The 16961-nt window shown below is 38.6% G+C and carries 14 protein-coding genes; 13 read left to right on the top strand and 1 reads right to left on the bottom strand.

Annotated elements, in window-relative coordinates:
- The 9 genes from Q0371_RS07855 to Q0371_RS07815 all read left to right on the top strand — a co-directional run.
- Nucleotides 1-181 (top strand): hypothetical protein (locus tag Q0371_RS07855; protein ID WP_298470082.1); only part of this gene is annotated, 181 nt, incomplete at its 5' end.
- A gap of 68 nt (nucleotides 182-249) precedes the next feature.
- Nucleotides 250-930, top strand: coding sequence for a heptaprenylglyceryl phosphate synthase (locus Q0371_RS07850; protein WP_251556590.1), 681 nt, complete (start codon nucleotides 250-252; stop codon nucleotides 928-930).
- 70 nt (nucleotides 931-1000) lie between these two features.
- Nucleotides 1001-3229, top strand: a complete 2229-nt coding sequence (gene pcrA / locus Q0371_RS07845) for a DNA helicase PcrA (RefSeq protein ID WP_251556573.1) — start codon at nucleotides 1001-1003, stop codon at nucleotides 3227-3229.
- 22 nt (nucleotides 3230-3251) lie between these two features.
- Nucleotides 3252-5252, top strand: a complete 2001-nt coding sequence (gene ligA / locus Q0371_RS07840; RefSeq protein WP_298470078.1) for an NAD-dependent DNA ligase LigA — start codon at nucleotides 3252-3254, stop codon at nucleotides 5250-5252.
- A 14-nt stretch (nucleotides 5253-5266) separates the two neighbouring features.
- On the top strand, nucleotides 5267-6400 hold the full coding sequence (locus Q0371_RS07835; protein ID WP_298470076.1) for a CamS family sex pheromone protein: 1134 nt from the start codon (nucleotides 5267-5269) through the stop codon (nucleotides 6398-6400).
- Nucleotides 6401-6482: 82 nt separating this feature from the next.
- On the top strand, nucleotides 6483-6773 hold the full coding sequence (gene gatC, locus Q0371_RS07830; protein ID WP_169360564.1) for an Asp-tRNA(Asn)/Glu-tRNA(Gln) amidotransferase subunit GatC: 291 nt from the start codon (nucleotides 6483-6485) through the stop codon (nucleotides 6771-6773).
- 22 nt (nucleotides 6774-6795) lie between these two features.
- Nucleotides 6796-8262: an Asp-tRNA(Asn)/Glu-tRNA(Gln) amidotransferase subunit GatA gene (gene gatA / locus Q0371_RS07825; protein ID WP_169360565.1), complete on the top strand. Its 1467-nt coding sequence runs from the start codon at nucleotides 6796-6798 to the stop codon at nucleotides 8260-8262.
- Nucleotides 8262-9692: an Asp-tRNA(Asn)/Glu-tRNA(Gln) amidotransferase subunit GatB gene (gatB, locus tag Q0371_RS07820; protein ID WP_251556550.1), complete on the top strand. Its 1431-nt coding sequence runs from the start codon at nucleotides 8262-8264 to the stop codon at nucleotides 9690-9692. The genes gatA and gatB overlap by 1 nt, the downstream gene beginning before the upstream one ends.
- Before the next feature lie 177 nt (nucleotides 9693-9869).
- Nucleotides 9870-10508 carry a Type 1 glutamine amidotransferase-like domain-containing protein gene (locus tag Q0371_RS07815; protein WP_298470071.1) on the top strand — a complete coding sequence of 213 codons (639 nt, stop codon included), beginning with the start codon at nucleotides 9870-9872 and terminating at the stop codon, nucleotides 10506-10508.
- Between the two features lie 160 nt (nucleotides 10509-10668).
- Here the strand turns inward: Q0371_RS07815 and Q0371_RS07810 are convergent, their stop codons facing one another.
- The gene (locus Q0371_RS07810) at nucleotides 10669-11985 is read right to left on the bottom strand and encodes a TrkH family potassium uptake protein (protein ID WP_169360568.1); all 1317 of its coding nucleotides are present in this window, start codon (nucleotides 11983-11985) and stop codon (nucleotides 10669-10671) included.
- A 126-nt stretch (nucleotides 11986-12111) separates the two neighbouring features.
- Here Q0371_RS07810 and Q0371_RS07805 point away from each other — a divergent pair, with 126 nt between their 5' ends.
- The 4 genes from Q0371_RS07805 (at nucleotide 12112) to Q0371_RS07790 (ending at nucleotide 16924) form a co-directional block, all read left to right on the top strand.
- A complete protein-coding gene (locus Q0371_RS07805) occupies nucleotides 12112-12675 on the top strand; it encodes a thioredoxin family protein (RefSeq protein WP_298470069.1) in 564 nt (187 codons plus the stop codon).
- A 116-nt stretch (nucleotides 12676-12791) separates the two neighbouring features.
- Nucleotides 12792-13703 carry a diacylglycerol kinase gene (locus Q0371_RS07800; RefSeq protein WP_169360570.1) on the top strand — a complete coding sequence of 304 codons (912 nt, stop codon included), beginning with the start codon at nucleotides 12792-12794 and terminating at the stop codon, nucleotides 13701-13703.
- Between the two features lie 852 nt (nucleotides 13704-14555).
- Nucleotides 14556-15902 carry a cytochrome ubiquinol oxidase subunit I gene (locus tag Q0371_RS07795; protein ID WP_169360571.1) on the top strand — a complete coding sequence of 449 codons (1347 nt, stop codon included), beginning with the start codon at nucleotides 14556-14558 and terminating at the stop codon, nucleotides 15900-15902.
- Nucleotides 15899-16924: a cytochrome d ubiquinol oxidase subunit II gene (locus Q0371_RS07790; protein ID WP_298470066.1), complete on the top strand. Its 1026-nt coding sequence runs from the start codon at nucleotides 15899-15901 to the stop codon at nucleotides 16922-16924. The genes Q0371_RS07795 and Q0371_RS07790 overlap by 4 nt, the downstream gene beginning before the upstream one ends.
- Nucleotides 16925-16961 lie beyond the last annotated feature (37 nt).

The following is a 16961-nucleotide window of genomic DNA, read 5'->3' as shown; positions in this document are numbered from 1 at the left end:
TCCGGTGGCTGAGGAACTGCCTCCTCGCTTTTCTCCATTTGCCTGTCGGGGCAGATATAGGCGCTTGCGCTTTTCTTGTTTGAAAGAGAAGTACTTAATAGCTTTGGAAAATAAATTTACGGGAAATCTCTTGACGTATGTTGAATTTTTATTACAAATTTGGATTCCTCATGGCTTATGAGCGATGTCAGCAGGTATTTTTGGTATAATGGAGTAATGTTATCAAACAACAATTGTGTAGGTGAAAAAATGGATTATAAAGAGTGGAGACATATATTTAAGCTAGACCCTGCGAAGGAGATTTCTTCCGAGGCATTAGAGAGGGTATGCGAATCTGGAACAGATGCTATTATTATTGGCGGTTCTGATGGCGTGACCTTAGACAACGTAATAGATCTATTAATGAGAATTCGTAGATACGCAGTTCCGGTAGCGTTGGAAGTTTCTACGATAGATAGTATAACCCCGGGTTTTGATTTTTATTTTATTCCTAGTGTTTTGAACAGCACCGATACGAGATGGGTGAAGGACCTGCATCATAAGGCGACAAAGGAGTTTGGTGAGGTTATGAATTGGGAGGAAATAATCCCAGAAGGCTATTGTATTTTAAACCCTGACTGTAAGGCAGCTATACTGACACAAGCGGAGCCAGTTGAAACAATCGATGATATAATTGCCTATGCTCAAATGGTAGAGCATATGTTCAAATTCCCTGTCTTCTACATGGAATACAGCGGAAAATATGGTGACGTTCAAACTGTAGCCAAGGTAAGATCGGGTTTAAAACAAACCCAGCTCTTTTATGGTGGGGGCATTAAAACAGAAGCACAAGCCCGCGAAATGGCTGCCTATGCACATACCATTATTGTAGGAAACCAAATTTACGATAATTTGAATGAAGCGTTGAAAACTGTTAATGCAGTAAAATGAATTGAGGAAATAGATAGCCGAGGTTATAATAGAAAGAACAAATGTTCTTGTAGAGGAAGTGTAGTAAAGTATGGAACTTATAGCTAAAACCCTATTAAACGGGATGAATAAAGAGCAAGAGGAAGCAGTGAAATCAACTGACGGTCCACTACTGATTATGGCTGGAGCTGGATCTGGTAAAACAAGAGTGCTAACACATCGCATAGCCTATCTAATCGTGGAAAAGGAAGTTTATCCTTCTAAAATATTGGCCATTACCTTTACCAACAAAGCTGCCCGCGAAATGCGAGAGCGTATCAATAGTATTTTAGGAGAAGGCACTGGAGAAAGAATGTGGGTTTCTACGTTTCACTCGATGTGTGTACGTATTTTAAGAAGAGATATCGATCGAATTGGTTATTCTAAAAGTTTCTCTATATTAGATACTTCTGACCAGCTGACAGTTATTAAAGGTATTTTGAAGGATTTGAATATTGATACGAAACAATATGATCCTCGCTCGATGCTGAATGCTATTAGTAGTGCAAAAAATATATGTATTGATGCAGACACATATAAGGCTCAAATGAATGATTCCAATCCTTTTGAGAAAACAGTAGCAAAGGTATACGAAGGGTATCAAAAACGTCTGAGAAAAAACCAGTCGTTAGACTTCGATGATTTAATCATGACTACCTTAACATTGTTTAAGCGAGTGCCAGATGTATTGGAATACTATCAAAATAAGTTTCAGTATATCCATGTAGATGAATACCAGGATACGAACAAGGCTCAATACGAGCTAGTTCAAATGCTTGCAAACAAGTTCAAAAACATCTGTGTTGTAGGTGATTCTGATCAATCCATATATCGCTGGCGCGGCGCGGATATACAAAACATCCTTTCCTTTGAAAAGGACTATCCAAACGCGAAAGTGATTATGCTGGAGCAAAACTATCGGTCATCTCAAAGAATCTTAAAAGCAGCAAATGACGTCATTTGTAATAACCAAAGTCGTTATCCAAAAGTGTTGCGAACTGAAAACCTTGAAGGTGAAAAGATTGAGTTGTTCCGTGCAAATGAAGAACAGCAGGAAGCTCAATATGTTGTTCAAAAGATTCAAGAGCTAATAGAAACAGAAAACAGAACGCTAAACGACTTTGCTATCTTATATCGAACGAATGCCCAGTCACGTGTAATGGAGGAAGTGCTCGTTAAATCGAACATGGCCTATACGATTGTTGGAGGTACCAAGTTCTATGATCGGAAAGAGATTAAAGACTTACTTGCCTATCTACGACTGATTGCCAATAATGATGATGATTTATCACTTGCTCGAATTATTAATGAGCCTAAGCGCAACATAGGAGCAACCTCATTTGACCGAATAGCAAGATATGCTATAGAACAGGATCGTTCCATTTTAGACGCTTTAAACGAGGTAGACTTCATGGGATTACCTGCTAGAGCAGTGAATTCTGTAGTAGGCTTCCATGGACTCATTCAAAACCTAACTCAAATGCAGGAGTTCCTGTCAGTAACTGAGATTGTGGAACAGGTATTAGAGAAAACTGGATATAAAACGATGCTAAAAAATGAAAAGACAATTGAAGCAGAAAGCCGTCTAGAGAATATCGAGGAGTTTTTATCTGTAACGAAAGCCTTCGAAGAAAAAAGTGACGATAAATCCCTTGTTGCATTTTTAACAGACTTGGCGCTCATTTCAGATATTGATAAGCTCGATGAAGATGAGGACAAGTCACAGGGCAATATTATCCTGATGACAATGCATGCAGCTAAGGGGCTGGAGTTTCCTGTAGTATTTATCATTGGAATGGAAGAAAATATTTTTCCACATGCTCGCTCCATTGGAAACGACGAGGAGATGGAGGAAGAACGTCGTTTAGCATATGTAGGTATTACTCGTGCTGAGGAAAGATTATTTATCACATGTGCACAAGCACGAACTATATTTGGACGCAGTAGCTTTAACAGTCCCTCTCGTTTCATCGCGGAGATTTCAGATGAAATTATTGAGGTTGTAGGGTGGTCCAGAGATATCCGCAAAAACAAAAATAGAGATACAAAAGTAATTGCACCAGTTCCTCGTGCTGCAGTTTCTAGACCAGCGTACCAATCGACCGGTGGAGAGCGTTTAGGCTGGCAGGTTGGTGACAAGGCAGCCCATAAAAAATGGGGCGAGGGTATGGTTGTCAGCGTTCGTGGCGATGGTGAGAATACAGAGCTTGATATTGCTTTCCCAAGTCCGACTGGGATCAAGCGATTACTTGCTAAATATGCACCGATTGAAAAAGTATAATTTTCTTAGCGGAGGAAAATCGATGGATAAATTAGAAAGAGTAAAAGAGCTGCATAAAATATTGCATGACTATAGCTACTCATACTATGTATTAGATAAACCGACAGTACCCGATGCTGTTTATGATCAATATTTGCATGAACTGATTGCACTAGAGGAAGAAAATCCGGACTTGATTTTCCCGGATTCTCCTACTCAGCGTGTAGGATTAACTATAAGTGAAGGATTCAAAAAGGTTACCCATGCCAATCCAATGCTAAGTTTATCCAATGCATTTAATGAAGAAGATATTAGAGATTTTGACAAACGTATTCGAAACATTATTGATGAGACACCGGTCTACGTATGTGAACTAAAAATAGACGGACTTGCTGTTTCACTTTTATACGAGAATGGACAACTCGTTCGTGGAGCAACTCGTGGTGATGGAACAACAGGTGAGGATATCACGAGTAACATTAAAACGATTCGTGCTGTCCCTTTACGTTTACAGGAAAATGTAACGCTAGAGGCTAGAGGAGAGGCTTATATGCCTAAATCTTCTTTCCTAAAGCTAAATGAACAACGAGCAGAAGATGGGTTAGAATTATTTGCGAATCCGCGCAATGCAGCTGCTGGTTCCTTGCGTCAGCTAGATCCTAAAATTGCAGCAAGCCGTAATTTGTCCATGTTCATTTATGGCATGGGGGGGGACGGAGAAGAGTTTAATATTGACGATCACTCGGAAGCCCTTAAGTATATGAGAAAGCTAGGATTACCTACTAATAACGAAACGAGAGAATGTCATTCCGTTGAAGAGGTTATGGCTTTTATTGAAGAATGGACGACCAAAAGAAATGATATTCCTTATGAGATAGATGGAATTGTGATTAAGGTGAATAATTACTCGCAGCAAGAGGAACTTGGCTTCACAGCTAAAAGTCCACGTTTTGCTATTGCCTACAAATTCCCTGCTGAAGAGGTAGTTACGACGATAATTGGAATCGACCTAACAGTGGGACGAACTGGTGTAGTTACTCCAACTGCATTGTTAGAACCAGCACAGGTGGCAGGTACAACAGTACAAAGAGCTTCCTTGCATAACGAGGATCTTATTCGCGAAAAGGATATACGAATAGGCGATCGAGTAATCATTCGAAAAGCTGGGGATATCATCCCAGAAGTAGTGGGAGTAATCCTTCAAGAAAGAAAGGATAATCTAGTCCCTTATGAAATGCCGACAAACTGTCCTGCATGTGATAGTGAACTGATACGTATTGAAGAAGAGGTCGCTTTACGATGTGTTAATCCACAATGTCCAGCTCAAATTCGTGAAGGAATTTATCACTTTGCTTCCCGCAATGCGATGAATATAGAAGGTCTAGGTGGTAAGGTTGTAGAACAGCTTTATAGAGAAGAACTTATAAAGGATGTTTCGGACTTATATAAGCTTACGATCGAGGACTTGGTAAAGCTAGAACGAATGGGTATGAAATCTGCTACTAATCTTGTCGAGGCTATTACAACTTCAAAATCCAATTCAATGGAGAGAGTGTTATTTGGATTGGGCATACGCCATATTGGTGAGAAGGCAGCAAAAATTCTTTCAGAAAAGTTCCTAGATTTTGATGCACTAATGCATGCTACACGAGATGAAATTACTGACATTCATGAAATTGGTGAAAAGATGGCAGATTCTCTTGTAACTTATTTTGAACAGGAAGAGGTTCAAAAGCTAATTGAGCGATTAAAAGAAGCAGGATTAGCAATGAGATACACAGGTAAGGTTATTGATGCTGCTACAATGGAAAATAGTCCATTTGCCGGTAAAACGGTTGTCTTAACAGGGAAACTCACACAATTGACACGTCCAGAGGCAAAAGAAAAAATAGAATCATTAGGTGGTAATGTAGCTGGCAGCGTAAGTAAAAAAACAGACTTAGTTATTGCAGGAGAGGATGCTGGATCTAAGCTAGAAAAGGCTACTAGTCTTGGTATTGAAGTCTGGGATGAGCAAAAGCTATTGGACCATTTAGAAGGATAAAAGGAGTTAAAAGCATGACCAAAAAATATTTAGTGTTAGCTCTTTTGATTTTGGCGTTAGTTATAACGGGATGTACTCCGAATCAAAAAAACGATACAGAAGTTGTGCAAAATACGGAGGAAGAAGCGAAAACAGTCGTGATTCCAAGCATTCAGCTGGATGAAACCTATTATCGTACTTTGATGCCGTATGAAGAGAGTGCAAGCAGAGGATTAGTTGTCTCAAATCTTAATACGAAATACGACATGAAAGAAGTAGAATTAGGTCTATTTCGAATTTCTCAAACAGAATTTTCACCAGATAAGTATATGTTCCAAGAAGGACAATACTTAAAAGGAGATACTTTAAAATCTTGGCTTGCAAGAGAGGGACAAACAAAGGATGGGTTAAATCCGAATGCAGAGGGTCTAACAGGGGAAGAAAAAGCATTAAAAGCACCTGTTTACATTACACATATTGTCGAACAAAACTATCTAGAGGTCGTAGATAATAAAGCTAGACTAGCGGGTGTATCTGTAGGTCTTTCCTTAAATTCAATTTATTATTATACAAAGGAAGAATATGGGGCAGAATATGAACAAGCCTTAACAGATGAGCAAATCAAGCAAAATGGGGAAAGAATAGCTAAAGAAGTTGTAAGTCGTATGAGGAAAATTGCTGGCTTAGAAGAGGTACCTATTGTTGTAGGTTTATTTAAACAAAATAGTAATAATGCTATTGTTCCAGGTACTTATTTTGAATACGGTGTTGCTTCTAAAGGAGGGAATTTGTCTGATTGGAAGCCTATCAATGAAGAATATATTATGTTCCCGTCTTCCGATGCTGAAAAAAAATATCGTGACTTAAATACAATCTTTAGTAACTTTAAGAGGGATGTGGAAGAGTATTTCTCTAATTATACTAGTGTTATTGGCACAGGATACTTTAAGGACGAGCAACTACAGAAGCTAACTATTGAAATACCAATACAGTTTTTTGGTTCTGCAGAGTTAATTGGATTTACACAGCAGCTTGCGGGATATATGAAAGCCAATTTCCCTGCTTCGATGAATGTAGAAATTCAAGTGAACTCATTGGATGGTGCTGAGGCATTGCTAGTTAAAGAGGCTGGTGAAGAGGACGCATTTGTTCACATTTATAACCATTAAGGAAACGATGCGTACTCTGTTCAACTAGTGTGAAAAATGATATGATTATTGTTATGGTTTATTGAATTCGGAGGTGTAAAAATTGGCGAATATTTCAAAAGAAGAAGTAAAACATGTTGCGCATTTAGCTAGACTTGCTATTACTGAAGAAGAAGCGGAGATGTTTGCAGAGCAACTAGCTGCAATTACTAAGTTTGCAGATGAGCTGAACGAATTAGACACTACTGATGTAGCTCCAACTACTCATGTATTACCATTAGTGAATGTGCTTCGTGAGGACAAATCAGTACCTGGCTTAGAACGTGAGAAAATGATGAAAAATGTTAAAGAAGAAGAAGCAGGACAAGTAAAAGTACCAACTATTATCGAATAAGAAAAAGTTAGGAGGGCATCTGATGACATTATTCAAACATTCAGCAGTAGAACTTCAAGATTTGATCAAAAAGAAAGAAGTATCTATTGAAGAGCTAACTGCTGAATCCTATAAAAGAATTAATAAAGTGGACGGAGAAGTTCAAGCTTTTCTAGCGTTAAATGAAGAGCAAGCAACTGCTCAAGCAAAAGAAATGGATCAAGTTCCTTTCGAGGAAAGAGGCCCCCTTTTCGGAATGCCAATCGGAGTAAAAGACAATATCGTAACAGAAGGTATTGAAACTACTTGTGCAAGTAAAATTTTAGAAGGCTTTAACCCTATTTATGATGCAACTGTTGTACATAAACTACGTGATGCTGGATTAATAACAATTGGTAAGTTAAACATGGATGAGTTCGCAATGGGCTCTTCGAATGAAAACTCTGCCTTTAAAAACACAAGAAATCCTTGGAATTTAAATCATGTACCTGGTGGATCTTCAGGTGGTTCGGCTGCAGCTGTAGCAGCAGGAGAGGTACCATTTTCATTAGGATCTGATACTGGTGGATCTATTCGTCAGCCAGCTTCATTCTGTGGAGTGGTTGGGATGAAGCCAACATACGGCCGAGTATCACGTTTTGGATTAGTGGCATTTGCTTCTTCTTTGGATCAAATCGGACCTGTTACACGTAATGTAGAGGACAATGCCTTTTTACTAGAGGCTATTTCTGGTTTAGATGCAAGTGACTCTACTTCTGCAAATGTGGAAGTACCAAGCTTTACTAAATCATTAACAGGTGACATTAAAGGACTTCGTATTGCTGTTCCTAAAGAATATTTAGGACAAGGTGTCGGAGAAGCATCTAAGCAATCTGTACTTGACGCTCTAAAAGTTTTAGAATCACTTGGAGCAACATGGGAAGAAGTATCGTTACCACATTCTAAGTACGCTTTAGCAGCTTACTATTTATTGTCTTCTTCAGAAGCTTCCTCTAACTTAGCTCGTTTTGATGGAATTCGTTATGGCTTCCGTGCAGACAACGTAGAAAACTTAATGGAGCTTTATAAAGAAACTCGTGCACAAGGCTTTGGTGATGAAGTAAAACGTCGTATCATGCTAGGAACTTATTCACTTAGCGCTGGTTCTTATGACGCTTACTACAGAAAAGCACAGCAAGTACGTACTTTGATCAAGCAAGACTTTGACAATGTATTTGATAAATACGATGTTATCATTGGACCAACGACACCAACTCCAGCATTTAAAATTGGGGAAAATGTTAAGGATCCATTAACGATGTATGCCAATGATATTTTAACAATTCCAGTAAACCTTGCTGGCGTCCCTGGAATTTCTATTCCTTGCGGATTCTCAGACGGTCTACCACTAGGATTACAAATTATCGGTAAATACTTTGATGAAGCAACTATCTATCGTGTGGCACATGCTTATGAGCAAGCAACAAGCTTCCATAAACAAACTCCGCAAATATGGGAGGGAGCAAAATAATGAATTTTGAAACGATTATTGGATTAGAGATTCATGTAGAGTTAAAAACAGACTCTAAAATGTTCTCACCAGCACCAGCTCACTTTGGAGCAGAACCAAATACAAATACACATGTAATTGACCTAGGTTACCCTGGAGTATTACCTGTTGTAAATAAAACAGCAGTTGAGTGGGGTATGAGAGCCGCTCTTGCACTTAATATGGACATTGCACCTATAACTAAATTCGACCGTAAAAATTACTTCTATCCGGATAATCCAAAGGCTTACCAAATCTCTCAATTTGACAAGCCAATCGGTGAAAATGGTTGGGTAGAAATTGAAGTGGGCGGAGAAAAGAAACGTATTGGTATTACTCGTCTTCACTTGGAAGAAGATGCAGGAAAGCTTACACATACAAGCAATGGATACTCTCTTGTTGACTTCAACCGTCAAGGTACTCCTTTGATTGAAATCGTATCAGAGCCAGACATCCGCACTCCTGAGGAAGCTTATGCTTATCTTGAAAAGGTTAAATCTATCATCCAATACACAGGAGTTTCTGACTGTAAAATGGAGGAAGGTTCCCTTCGTTGTGATGCGAACATTTCCTTACGTCCATATGGTCAAGAAAAATTCGGTACGAAAACAGAGCTTAAAAACTTAAACTCCTTCAACTTTGTTCGTCGTGGTCTTGAGCATGAACAAATTCGTCAAGCAGAGGTTCTATTATCAGGTGGGGTAATTCCACAAGAAACTCGTCGCTATGATGAGTCAACTGGTAAAACTCTTTTAATGCGTGTTAAAGAAGGAGCGGATGATTACCGTTACTTCCCAGAGCCAGACTTAGTGCAAATTGTCATTGATGATGCTTGGAGAGAACGAGTTCGCTCTGAAATTCCTGAGCTTCCAGATGCACGTAAAGTTCGTTATATCGAGGAGCTAGGCTTACCTGCATACGATGCAATGGTACTTACTTTAACAAAAGAAATGTCAGATTTCTTCGAGGAAACGATTGCTCTAGGGGCAGATGCGAAGCTTGCTTCCAACTGGTTAATGGGTGAGGTTTCAGCTTACTTAAACGCAGACCAAAAAGAATTGAAGGATATCAAGCTTACTCCTTCTAATCTGGCTGGCATGATTAAGCTAATCTCAGATGGTACAATTTCTTCTAAAATCGCGAAGAAAGTATTTAAAGAGCTTGCGGATAACGGCGGAGATGCTGCTGAAGTAGTAAAAGCTAAAGGCTTAGTACAAATTTCAGACGAAGGCGCTCTACGTGAAATCGTAACGGCTACATTAGATGCTAACCCACAATCGATTGAAGACTTTAAAAATGGTAAAGATCGTGCCATCGGCTTCCTAGTAGGACAAATTATGAAAGCAACAAAAGGTCAAGCGAATCCACCTCTTGTTAACAAAATCCTAAACGAAGAAATCGTGAAACGATAAAATCCTAAAGATAATCATAGCGAGTAAGTGATCAGATTTCCTGACCACTTACTCGCTTTTTTGATGCATGTTAGCAAAAGCTCCTCCACATTCAGCTACTTATCAAAGCTGTAAATATATTTAATTTTATAATTATAGATGCTATGATGAGATAATATTTGAGAAAGGGTGATGGGGATGGAGCTATGTTTTATTGGCGGGGGACATGTTTTAAAGGGTGAGCTTGATGACGTTTTTGAAGAATTAGAGTGTAAAATTAGTCCGAATGCGAAAGTATTGGTCGTACCCTTTGCAACAGATGAATCTAGATATGAAAGTTGGATGGAAAGCCTGCAGCAGGCGTTTACACGTATTCCAAACGTGACGCTTGGTTTATTGCATGAAAAGCTACCAAAAGAAGACATGATTAATATGATGGAAGAGTATGATGTTCTTTATATTATAGGAGGAAAACCTGAGCGTTTACTTCAGGTTATTTTGGATAAAGAGCTGACTGCAGCAATTAGTAGTTTTCCAGGCTTAATGATTGGCTATAGCGCAGGTGCATTAGCTTTTTGCACAGACTGCATATTAACAAAGGATGAAGACTACCCCGACACAATTATTTTGCAGGGATTAGGATTAGTCGATTTTAGTGTAGAGGTTCACTATCGCCCAGAAGCAGATGATGAGCTGCTTACTCTTTCTAAGGATAGAACGATCTATGCTCTCCCAGATGGCAGTGCAATCTTCTATAAAAACGACACCATACATACGAGAATAAATGAAGTCATTACCTTTAAGGACGGGACTAAGAAAAACTGTCTCAGCCAGTGAGGGTGGCATGGACTTGGACCGACCGATTATTAGGGAGAACCGACCGATTATAAGAGAAAACCGACCGATTTTTAGCCAGAACCGACCGATTATTGCATATAACCGTCCGATTATAAAAAAACACCCCTGCAGACAGGCTAGTGCAGGGGTGTTTCTATCCTTAACCGGTAAACACCTGATCATTTGGATATTTATATTTAACCTTTTTCGGTTTAGTTAAGATGAAAAATAACGTGAGTGGTCCAATTCTGCCTAAGAACATCAACACACAAATGAATACCTTGCCTAACTCTGAAAGCTGAGAGGTAATGCCCATTGAGATACCAACAGTTCCGAATGCGGAAAACACTTCAAATAGCAAAGGGAGCAGAGGAAGCTGCTCTGTTATAGTTAAAGCAAAAGCAAATATAAAAACGGTTGCTAAGCTAACTGTGCTAATAACGAGAGACCTAATAATTATTTCTCGTGAGATGGACCTTTTAAATAGCACTGGATCCTCCTGCTGACGGAAAAATGCAAACGTTGCTGCTATGATGACAATAAAGGTAGTAAGCTTTATGCCAGAAGCCGTAGAGGCACTACCTGCACCGATAAACATGAGAAGCATTGTGAATAATAGAGATGGGTCCTCCATTTGGCCATAATCGATCATATTAAAGCCTGCCGTTCTTGGAGTTACTGCATTAAAGTAGGAGGTCATTATCTTCTCGAAGATTCCCATTTTGCCAATTGTATCATTATTATTAAACTCTAAGATTAAAAGAATAAGTGTAGCTATTGTATTTATTATTAATGTGCCCACGATCATAAGCTTGGTATGTAGTGACCATGCACGAAATTTATTCTTGCGAGAGATATCTATTACTACGACAAATCCAATTCCTCCAATGATTATTAGACTAGTAATAATCAATATAACTAGAGGATCACTAGTGAAGCCCATTAAATTGTCCGGAAACAAAGAGAAGCCTGCATTATTAAAAGCAGAAATTACGTGAAACAAACTATAATATAATGCATCTCCAAAGCCAAACCTTGGTATCCAGTGGAGTGTTAAGAAGACGATAGCAATACTCTCTGTAAGAAGAACAAATAAGAGAATATGCTTAGCTAGTTTGACGATACCTCCAATAGAAGGCTGATTAAAAGATTCCTGCAAATAAATTCGGTGCTGCAAACCAATTTTTTTGCGAAGAAGAATAAGTATAGCGACTGCAAACGTCATTAACCCAATACCACCACATTGAATTAAGACTAGTAAAACAATTTCCCCAAACATGGTTAGAGTACTACCAGGATCAAAAACACTGAGACCTGTAACCGTGGTAGCTGATGTAACTAGAAAGAATGCATCTACCCAAGAAATCGGAGTTGTCGTAGCAAAAGGAAGCTTCATCAAAACTGTTCCTAGAAAAATTAAGGTGGCAAAGCTACTTGCAATCACAACAGGCGGTGAAAAAGAGAGCTTTTTCTCCATTGGGACACTTCCTTTTATTGGATGTAAAATAATAACTACTTTAATCCTGAACAGGTCGCCTGTCAACAACTTGTTTGAAACAAGTGGCTAAAGAAAGTATACTTAAGGAAAAAGGGGGATTTTTCATTGAAAACTGAACAACAATATTTTGAAGAAGCTAAAACCTTAGAGCAGTATATGAATGATATGACTACCAAAAAAGAGGAATCCTTTCGTATATACGACCAGTTTCAAGTTCCAGCGGATGATGAATTCATTGAGATATTAAAAACAGAAAAGCCGTATATATTAGTTATTACAGAAGACTGGTGCGGTGATGCCATGATGAATAATGCTATCGTACGAAAGATTGCAGAAGCTGGAAATTTGGACATTCGCACTGTCTACCGCGATGAGAATCTAGAGCTGATGGACCAGTACTTAACAAATGGAGGGCGCTCCATTCCAGTTTATTTATTGCTAAGTCAGGACGGAGAAGTAATTTCTAAATGGGGTCCTCGTGCTGAAATGGTCCAAAAATTTGTGATGGAAGGAAGAGCCAAGTTTCCTGATAAGGAAGATCCGGCATTCGAAGACATCCAAAAGAAATTTTATGAGCAAATGACACAGGAATTTATAGCAAACAAAGAGTTTCACTTGGCAGTTTACGAAGAAATCCGCAGTAGCTGGCTGCCTATTCTTCAAAAATAAGCGAACCGCATATTTAAGGGAGTCGGCTTTAGTCGGCTCTTTCATATGTTAGGAACTTTTTGTGAGGAAATAGAGTCTTTATAATGAAGAAATTGTAAAGTAGAAAGGAAATCCGTATGAAGCGTGCAAGAATTATCTACAATCCTACCTCAGGGAGAGAATTATTTAAGAAACATCTTCCAGAAGTTTTGGAGGCTTTAGAAATAGCTGGATATGAGACGTCCTGCCATGCAACGACTGGTGAAGGAGATGCAATTAGTGCAGCAAAAAAAGCGGTAGAAAATAATTTTGATATAATTATTGCCGCTGGGGGAGACGGAACACTGAACGAGGTTGTTGCTGGTGTAAGTGAATTTGAAAATCGCCCAAAAATTGGTCTCATTCCAATGGGAACGACAAATGATTTTGCTCGAGCAGTTCATATTCCTCGGGATATTAAACGCGCAGTAGATATTATCGTACAGGGTGATACTATTCCAGTGGACGTTGGTCAAGTAAACGACCGTTATTTTATTAACATTGCTGGCGGAGGAAGAATTACAGAGCTTACTTATGAGGTTCCTAGTAAATTAAAGACAATGCTTGGACAACTAGCCTATTACTTAAAAGGAATTGAAATGCTTCCATCGATTAATGCCACGAAGGTTCGAATTGAATATGATGGGGAAGTATTCGAAGATGAAGCGATGATGTTCCTTGTGGGTCTAACCAACTCTGTAGGCGGCTTCGAGAAGCTTGCTCCAAATTCAAGTATTAATGACGGGAACTTCTCGTTGCTTATCTTAAAGAAAGTAAATATTGCAGAGTTTATAAGACTTGCCACTTTAGCTATTCGTGGAGAACATTTAGAAGATCCTCATGTCATTTATAAAAAAGCCCAGCACATTAAAGTGACCTCTGAAGATAAGGTTCTCTTAAATCTGGATGGAGAGTATGGGGGAACTATTCCTGCCACTTTCCAAAACCTATATAGACATATAGATGTCTTTGTTCCAATCGATGAGATTCGTGAGCAAGATAGACCATAAAATGAAGCGGTTTTGACAAAACTCTCCTCAACATAATAAGGCCTCGGAAATTTTACGATTTAGTAAAGTTTTTGGGGCTTTTATTCTAATTATCTGTAGTGTTCTTCGTAACTGCGTACGCTTTTTCAGGAGCACTTCTCCATATCTCTTCCTATAATCCTGCGGTGCTTTCGGAGGTGCTGGTCTCCTAGGAGAGTTGCCATCTCCATAAGCTAGCTTTATAAAGTAGTGAAAACGTGAAATCCAACTGCTGATTTCACGTTTTTTATTTACAGCTATGCTAAAAAAGCCAGTTTAAGAAGGAACTATTCGATTGTACAAAAATGGAGAAAAATTATTCAGGGATTGGCTCTTTTATTTTTGGTGTCCTTCGTTATCTTTTATTTTGTTCGTTCGTATTGGATTGATATGCAAATAGAAAAAAGTAGGTTATAAACAGATCTATTTGGAAGAACGGTATCCTGGAGAATACCTCACGGTAGAACGGCTATGAATGCTTGTGGAGTACTTCTGAATTACAAAATGATTCTAATAACCTTATGCATTTAGAAGTTTTAGAAGACTAATCAGTGTTTATTATGAATGCGATTTTCTCTTATTGAAGTGAACATTAGTCTGTCTTATTTTCTTGTCTATTGCAAAAAGATTTTTATTTTTTGACTTTCCTCTCTAAAAGGTTATGAATCCAATAATATTGGGAATAATTTAATAATAAATCTGGGCAACATAAAGGAGGAATGGTTAGTGTATAAGAGACAAGAGAGATACTTAATGTGGCTCGCCTTTGTAGTGGCAGGTATTATGATACTATCTATTGCTGGAAGAATTTTTGGAGGGTGAGGAGAGTCAAGTATGGGAAATGCTGATTCAGTTTTCTATAGTCGTGTCTTAACGGAGTTAACCTTATCTTTTCATATTATTTATGCGACAATCGGTGTTGGAGTTCCACTAATGATTATGATTGCTCAGTGGGTTGGTATAAAAAAGAATGATGAACATTACATATTACTAGCAAGGCGCTGGGCAAGGGGATTTGTTATTACGGTTGCCGTCGGTGTAGTAACTGGAACAGCAATTGGAATGCAGCTTTCCTTATTATGGCCGAATTTTATGGAGTTAGCCGGCAATGTGATTGCCCTACCCTTGTTTATGGAGACCTTTGCTTTCTTCTTTGAGGCTATTTTTCTTGGAATTTATCTTTACACTTGGGATCGTTTTGAAAATCAGAAGAAGCATTTATTATTGCTTATACCAGTTGCAGTAGGGGCTTCCTTTTCCGCAGTGTTTATCACGATCGTAAATTCTTTTATGAATTCACCGCAAGGATTTGACATGGTAAATGGGCAAATGGTGAACATTAATCCAATCCTAGCAATGTTTAACCCTGCGATGCCTACGAAGGTAGCCCATGTAGTGGTAACCGCATATATGACATCTGCTTTTGTACTGGCTTCCATTGCAGCCTTCCGTTTGTTAAAGGGTTCTAATCATGTTTATCATAAAAAAGCTTTGTATTTAACTGTAAAATTAGGATTAATCTTTTCAATTGCAACTGCTATTATAGGCGACTTTTCCGGAAAATATTTAGCGGAGTATCAGCCGGAAAAACTAGCAGCTGCCGAATGGCATTTTGAGACACAGGAAAATGCTGAACTTGTTTTGTTTGGAATATTAGATGATGGGGAAGTGAAATATGCTATTAAGGTACCTTATGCCTTGAGTATATTAGCTTACTCTAACCCAACTGCAGAGGTTATTGGATTGGATCAGTTCCCAGTGGATGAAAGACCTCCACTTTATATCCATTATCTTTTTAATATTATGGTAGTAATTGGGATGGGTCTGGCAGCTCTCTCCGCATTTTATTGGTTAGGTAAACGTTTAAAGTGGTCCTTTGTAGATTCTAGGTTGTTTCGATGGCTTCTCGTCTTAGGAGGACCTGCTGCTATTATTGCAATTGAGGCAGGTTGGTGGCTAGCGGAGGTAGGAAGGCAGCCTTGGATATTAAGAGGAATCATGAGGGTGGAGGATGCAGCAACAACAAGTGGGCAGGTAGATTTTATGTTAGTTCTGTTTGCTGGCCTTTACTTAGTTCTTGGAGTTGGAAGTGTTGTAGTACTTACTCGGATGTTCCGTAGAAATCCTGTTGAACAGGAGATAGAGGATAGAAAATCAGATAAAGGCGGTGATATTACATGAGTTTAGAGATTATTGGTCTCACCGTTCTATGGGCTTTTCTATTTGGCTATGTAATAGTAGGCTCCATTGATTTTGGTGCCGGCTTCTTTAATGCATATAGCTTAATAACTGGTAAACAACATATACTGAGCAATATTATTCAACGATACTTATCCCCAGTATGGGAGGTAACAAATGTATTTCTCGTATTTTTCTTCGTTGGTATTATTGGTTTCTTTCCTAAGACTGCCTACTATTATGGAACTACTCTTCTCGTACCTGTGGGCATAGCATTAATATTGCTTGGCATCAGAGGATCCTACTATGCCTTTGAAACGTATGGATCCAGAGGACACAAAGGGTATTCTTTTATGTATGGTTTATCTGGATTGTTACTACCGGCTTCATTATCTATCGTACTAACTATTTCAGAGGGTGGTTTCGTTGATATGATCAACGGATCACCAAGTTTAAATTATGATGCCTTGTTCACTAGTCCGTTAACTTGGTCTATTGTCGCCTTAAGCTTGACCTCTGTTTTGTATATTTCCGCAGTTTTTTTAACTTGGTATGCCAATAAGGCAGGGGACCCAAAAGCAACTCAACTGATGAGAAAGTACGCATTGATTTGGTCTTTTCCAACGATTATAACTGCAGGCGGAATAATGGTAGAATTACGCTCACACAATGTGGAGCATTATAATAATATGCTTGATATTTGGTGGACGTTTGGTTTGTCCTTCCTCCTGTTCTTAGGTACCGTTTGGTTACTGTGGAAAAAGAAAAAATATGGTCTAGCATTTGGACTTCTAGCAGGACAATTTTTAATCGCTTTTTTTGCTTATGGGTATTCTCATTTACCGTATTTACTTTATCCATACTTATCTATACACGATAGCTTTACAAATGAGGCCATGGCAATTTCATTAATCATTGCATTTGTTCTAGGGCTAGCCTTATTAATCCCCTCCTTATATTTGTTACTAAAGTTATTTCTATTCAACAAAGATTATGTTAAAGGGAAAAAGAAAAATCACGCTTAGGAGGAATGAACGTTATGATGGAATTCCTAATATTTTA

The organism is uncultured Psychrobacillus sp. (assembly GCF_938022135.1).
Taxonomy (GTDB): domain Bacteria; phylum Bacillota; class Bacilli; order Bacillales_A; family Planococcaceae; genus Psychrobacillus.
Note: the sequence above shows the minus strand (reverse complement) of the source record. Positions and strands in the feature narration are given on the sequence as shown.